General features: G+C 38.5%; 4 protein-coding genes and 1 rRNA gene. 2 read left to right on the top strand and 3 right to left on the bottom strand.

The window, feature by feature from the left end; translation table 11 throughout:
• Nucleotides 1-209: 209 nt before the first annotated feature.
• Genes nadA through nadB form a run of 3 tightly spaced genes read right to left on the bottom strand, consistent with a single transcriptional unit; the run spans nt 210 to nt 3,703 of the window.
• Nucleotides 210-1,313 carry a quinolinate synthase NadA gene (gene nadA / locus ABH966_RS26840; RefSeq protein ID WP_370083767.1) on the bottom strand — a complete coding sequence of 368 codons (1,104 nt, stop codon included), beginning with the start codon at nt 1,311-1,313 and terminating at the stop codon, nt 210-212.
• Complete coding sequence (gene nadC, locus ABH966_RS26835; protein WP_370083765.1) at nt 1,300-2,160, bottom strand: carboxylating nicotinate-nucleotide diphosphorylase; 861 nt, start codon at nt 2,158-2,160, stop codon at nt 1,300-1,302. Before nadC ends, nadA begins: the two co-directional genes overlap by 14 nt.
• The gene (gene nadB / locus ABH966_RS26830; RefSeq protein WP_370083763.1) at nt 2,117-3,703 is read right to left on the bottom strand and encodes an L-aspartate oxidase; all 1,587 of its coding nucleotides are present in this window, start codon (nt 3,701-3,703) and stop codon (nt 2,117-2,119) included. Before nadB ends, nadC begins: the two co-directional genes overlap by 44 nt.
• A 91-nt stretch (nt 3,704-3,794) precedes the next feature.
• On the opposite strand from nadB, the gene ABH966_RS26825 reads away from it, so the two are divergent.
• Both ABH966_RS26825 and rrf read left to right on the top strand, forming a co-directional pair.
• A complete protein-coding gene (locus ABH966_RS26825) occupies nt 3,795-4,874 on the top strand; it encodes a cysteine desulfurase family protein (RefSeq protein ID WP_370083769.1) in 1,080 nt (359 codons plus the stop codon).
• A gap of 614 nt (nt 4,875-5,488) precedes the next feature.
• Nucleotides 5,489-5,578 (top strand): 5S ribosomal RNA (gene rrf, locus ABH966_RS26820); the annotation flags it as partial.

Below are 5,578 nucleotides of genomic sequence, written 5' to 3'. Positions count from 1 at the left end.
AGACACCGCCCTTTCACGGCGGTAACACGGGTTCGAATCCCGTACGGGTCATACTGAAATGCAGTAGATGTAATTTACATCTACTGCATTTTTTTGTATAAAAATAGTTTTTAAGATTCTAAGGTTAATGAAGATCACAATATGCTTACGTAGAAGATCAGTAATTATAAGACAAAACGTCTACCAGAAATGAGTAGACGTTTTGCTATTTATGCTCTAAAAAGCATCCTTTCAAGTGAGCTACGTGCTTCTTCAGCAGTGTGAGCATCTACTCGAATACGATTATGTGGCTGCCCTTTTTCTATACTTTCTAATGACCAAAGTAGATGGGGAAGATCAATTCGATTCATTGTAAGACAAGGACAGAAATTCTTATTTAAAGAGATAATCTGCTTATCAGGGTGCTGCTGGATTATCCGATTCACAAGATTCATTTCAGTACCGATTGCCCATGCAGAACCACTCGGTGCTTTATTAATCGTATCGATAATGTATTTTGTAGAACCTGCATCATCTGCAGCAGCAACAACTTCACGATTACATTCTGGATGAACAATGATACGCATAGTTGGATGAACTTGACGTATAAGCTCCGTATGCTGAACTGTAAAACCTTCGTGGACGGAGCAGTGTCCCTTCCATAAGATGACTTGAATGTTTTCTGGAGACTGATCTGTCTCAAGCTTATTTGTATGAGGATTCCAAACGGCCATATTTTCAAGCGGTATTCCTAAATCATACGCAGTATTTCTTCCTAAATGTTGATCTGGTAAAAAGAAAATACGTGGTTTTTGCGTAAATGCCCATTTAACCATTTCTTTTGCATTGGACGATGTTACGCAGGCTCCACCATGACGCCCAGTAAATGCTTTAATGGCAGCAGTAGAATTGACATATGTTAGAGGGATAATGGTATCGCCAAAGAGTTCCTGTAAAATCGGCCATGCTTGTTCTGTTTGATAAATGTCTGCCATGTCTGCCATTGAACAGCCTGCACGCATATCAGGTAAGTAAACATGCTGCTGTTCAGTTGTGAGCATATCAGCTGTTTCCGCCATAAAGTGTACGCCACAAAATACTATATGTTCAGCTTCCTTGTTAGCTGCTGATAATTGAGCAAGCTGCAAGGAATCTCCTGTTGCATCTGCAAATTGAATTACTTCATCTTTTTGATAATGATGCCCAGGGATGAAGAGCTTACTACCTAATTTCTTTTTTATGGCTATAATGCGAGATTCCATGTCATTTTTAGATAATACACGGTAATGCTCTGGTAGTAGTGATGTTTGTTGTAATAAACTAGTGATGGACAATGGAATTAGCTCCTTTCGTTTGTACAAGTGCACTAATGTCAAAGGCTTTTACTGAATGTGTTAGCGCTCCGAGTGAAATCCATTGAATACCTGTTTCAGCATAGGTATTTAAGTTATGAAGCGAAATGCCACCTGAAGCTTCTGTTGCGATATGTGGGGGAACTGCTGGGAGCCATTCACGTATTTCCTCAGGGCTACGATTATCAAACATAATGATATCTGCACCGGCTGCAATTGCTTCATCTAATTGAGCTTTTGTTTCGATTTCGACTTCGATTTTAATGGTGTGACCGATTTTCTCACGGGCTGCCTGTACGGCCTTAGTAATACTACCTGCAAAAGCAATATGATTATCCTTTAGCATGATCGCGTCGTATAAACCATTGCGATGGTTATAGGCGCCACCGATTCTAACAGCATATTTATCTAACATACGCATTCCAGGCATTGTTTTGCGTGTATCGCATATTTTCGCATTAGTACCTGCTGTTGCTCGTACCGCTAAATTTGTAGCCGTAGCAATAGCGGACATGCGCTGGATAAGATTCAAAATGACACGTTCACCCATTAATAATTTTTGAAGTGGTCCTTGGATAACAGCAAGAATATCACCAGCATTGACTTTTTCTCCATCTTTTTTATAAAGGATAATATCCATAGATCGATCAAGTAGAAGAAATCCATACTTTATAATGGGGGCTCCACAAAAAATGCCGCTTTCCTTCGCATAAAAAGAAAAAGATCCCTGCTGTTCTGGAGAAAATATAAATTCACTCGATAAATCCCCATCGCCTATATCCTCATTAAAAAATTGTTTTAGCAATTCCTCGAGTTTGATGATATTCATATAATGAATTCCTCACTTTCATCTGTCCTTGTTGAAAAATGATCCAACGGTTTGCCCAACGATGATCATCTTGTGGTCTGTCAATGCGAATATGTGCTCCGCGAGTTTCTTTTCGTGTAATGGCTGCGTGCGCCATTAATGTAGCTACAATATGCATCATGTAAAGTTCGAGTTCCTGTCGATTCAAGCCATCTAAATCAACATGAAGCAGTGTTTGCATTGGGGGCAATTGTTGTACGAATTGTTCCATATCAATAGGATTTCGCACAATGCCTAACGTGTGCATCATCATTTGTTGTAATTGATCTTTTGTCAATAATGATGGCATTGTTTGTTGGTGATGTTTGTCATTAATTAAGAAACTATTTTGCTTACAACCTGTTTGAATAATGTATTGGGCTGTTCTTTGTCCAAACGTAATGCCTTCTAAAAGAGAGTTACTAGCTAAACGATTGGCACCATGCACCCCAGTACAAGCAACTTCTCCTATTGCATATAGATTAGGAATAGATGTTCTTCCCATGGCATCAGCAACAACACCACCCATTAAGAAATGGCTACCTGGTGCTACAGGAATTAATCCATCTTGTAAATTAACATGATTGTCATAGCAAAGCTGAGCAATTGTAGGGAATTTTTCTTCAAAGTTTTCGATACTTGAAATATCAATAAAGGTTTCTTGCTCAACAGCACGTTTATTAAATAATGCATGTGCAGTTATATGGCGTGGTGCTAAGTCCAACTGTTCATGTATGCCTTTCATTATGGGACGACGCTGTGCATCGACAAACTTTCCTCCGGCGCCACGTACAGCTTCAGAGACTAATCCTTTGGCCTGCCCTCCACACCAAAGTAAGCTCGGATGAAATTGCATAAATTCCATATCACTGATGGCAGCTCCAGCACAATATGCTAAAGCGATACCATCTCCAGTATTCGTAGCAAAGTTAGACGTACAAGAATATAGAGCACCCGCACCTCCTGTCGCAAGAATGACGTGGTGGGCAAGGTAGCGCTTCATTCCCTTTGCTCCTTTTGTCAGAACGCCAACACAATCTCCATCTGTATTCAATAAAAGCTCGTAAGCCATTTCATAGCAATTCACAACGATATTAGATGTAAGTTGTTTGAGCAAATAATCTATCATTACTTGGCCAGTACGATCACCACCTGCATGTAAAATACGGTGATGACTATGTGCCCCCTCTAAGCCTAGAGCCGGGGACCCATCAACTTGTCGATCAACTGAGAAGCCCTCATTTAATAAATCACGTATAATTTCTGTGCCGTTTTCTATTAGTACTTCAACATTCCTTTTTTCATGATGATATTCACCAGCAATCAACGTATCAGCAATGTGAAACTTTGGATGATCTTCTTGACTTGTAACGGCAGCAATACCGCCTTGAGCACGATAAGAACTACTCATTTTAATTGAACATTTTGTAACTATCTGAACTTGAAAATGTCCTTCGAGTAGTCGAGCAGTTTGAAGTGCAGCAACGCCGCTACCAATAATAAGTACATCTGTCATTACATCCATACATATACCTTCTTTACAGTTGTCTTGACACATATCTTTACATAAAATAAAAGAGAAAACAAGACCTGATGAACTAGAAGGGAAGAATATGATGATATATTTGGATTACGCTGCAACCTCTCCAATGACTCCAAAAGCTCTTACAGCATATTGTGAGGTAGCAAAGCAGTATTATGGGAATAGTGCAAGCTTACATGATCTAGGAGGGCAAGCGAATTATTTTGTTGAGCAGGCAAGAGCTGTCGTAGCAAAATCTCTTGGAGTAAATAGTGACGGTGTCATTTTTACTGGAAGCGGAACTGAGGGCAATTTAATATCGATTTTGTCATTAGCTTTAGCGTCAAATAAAGGGAAGCACATTATTTCATCACAAGCGGAACACACTTCTGTACATGCGGCTTTAAATACACTTGAAAAAATGGGTTTTGTAGTCACAAAGTTACCTTTACAGCAGGATGGTTGTATTCATGTGGAGCAACTACGAGAAGCAATACAAGAAGATACGGCTTTAATCACTCTCCAACATGTAAATTCAGAGATAGGCTCTATTCAACCTATTGAAGAAATAGCCGAGATTGCAAAACAATTAAACGTTCTCTTGCATGTTGATTGTGTACAGTCCTACTGTAAACTTCCGTTAAAACAGCAAGTAGATGCTATTACAGTTTCAGCCCATAAAATAGGTGGGCCAAAAGGATGTGGGGCTATTTATATTAATCCTAAGCTCTGTGTTCCTGCATTAGCACCAGGTGTCACGCATGAGCATGGGCTAAGGGGAGGAACATTAGATACTCCAGCTATTGTCGCTTTTGCTACGGCGATTGAAGATTATCAATATGAGCGGAAGTATTATGAAGCATTACGTCAAAGCTTTAAGGAAAATTTACAAGAAACGTGTCAAATCATTGAGAGTAAGGAGCAATTGCCTAATATTTGTGGTGTATTAATGAAACGAGTAGAGGGGCAATACGTTTTGTTAAAATTAAATGAAGCGGGGATATGTATTTCCACAGGAAGTGCCTGCGATATTCATAGTGAGTCTGGTACGAAGGCGATTTTATCAATGGGCTATTCTATGGAAGCGGCACGTCAATTTTTTAGAGTATCTTTTGGTCCAGCAACAACATTTGAGGAAATTGATCGATTACAAATGGCTCTTTCTGTTATTTAACTTCTTTAGCAGATGTTTTTTGTAACGAAAGTGCAACGTCAGTCAAATGTTTTCTATAACGTGAGCGAAGCGTCAAAAATGTTCTTTCACCTGAGCAGTAAATTTAGGGATAATATGATTGAGGATAAAATGAAACCTGAAAATTATAATTAAATAATTTTGGAATGATAAATTAACAGGCATGTTGAGTGAATCTATAAATAGTTTTTCGTTTATATTTTGCTTGTTTAGTTGATTGTAACGAAGGGCTACTCTGATTGATCCTGTAGTAGATTAAAGATTCCTGCAAAAAGCGAAGTGTCTCGACAGTCAGAAAAGAGTAGCTCATATCGGAAAAAGTGTTTTTTAATGAATTAAAATAGATAAAAACACTTCTGATAAATTAATTGTTTTCTTTTAATTAAGCAATTGTTATAATAAATAGCAGAGTGATAATTTCTCTTACATAACAAAAATATCTTCGAAAAGTAATAATTTCTTTTCTTTTATAAAAAAGTGTTGCACAATGTGAGAAAACGTTATACAATAATTCTTGTCTTGAAGGACAGGTAATAAAAACTTCAAAACGAAATACATAAGGCTTTCAGAATACGAAGTATATTGAAAACTAATAGTCTAGTGATGATGGCAAAGAGGTCACACCCGTTCCCATACCGAACACGGAAGTTAAGCTCTTTAGCGCCGATGGTAGTTGGGGGCTTCCC

The organism is Lysinibacillus sp. RC46 (assembly GCF_041262385.1).
In the GTDB taxonomy this organism is placed as follows: domain Bacteria; phylum Bacillota; class Bacilli; order Bacillales_A; family Planococcaceae; genus Lysinibacillus.
This window is presented reverse-complemented; position numbering and strand designations above follow the sequence as displayed.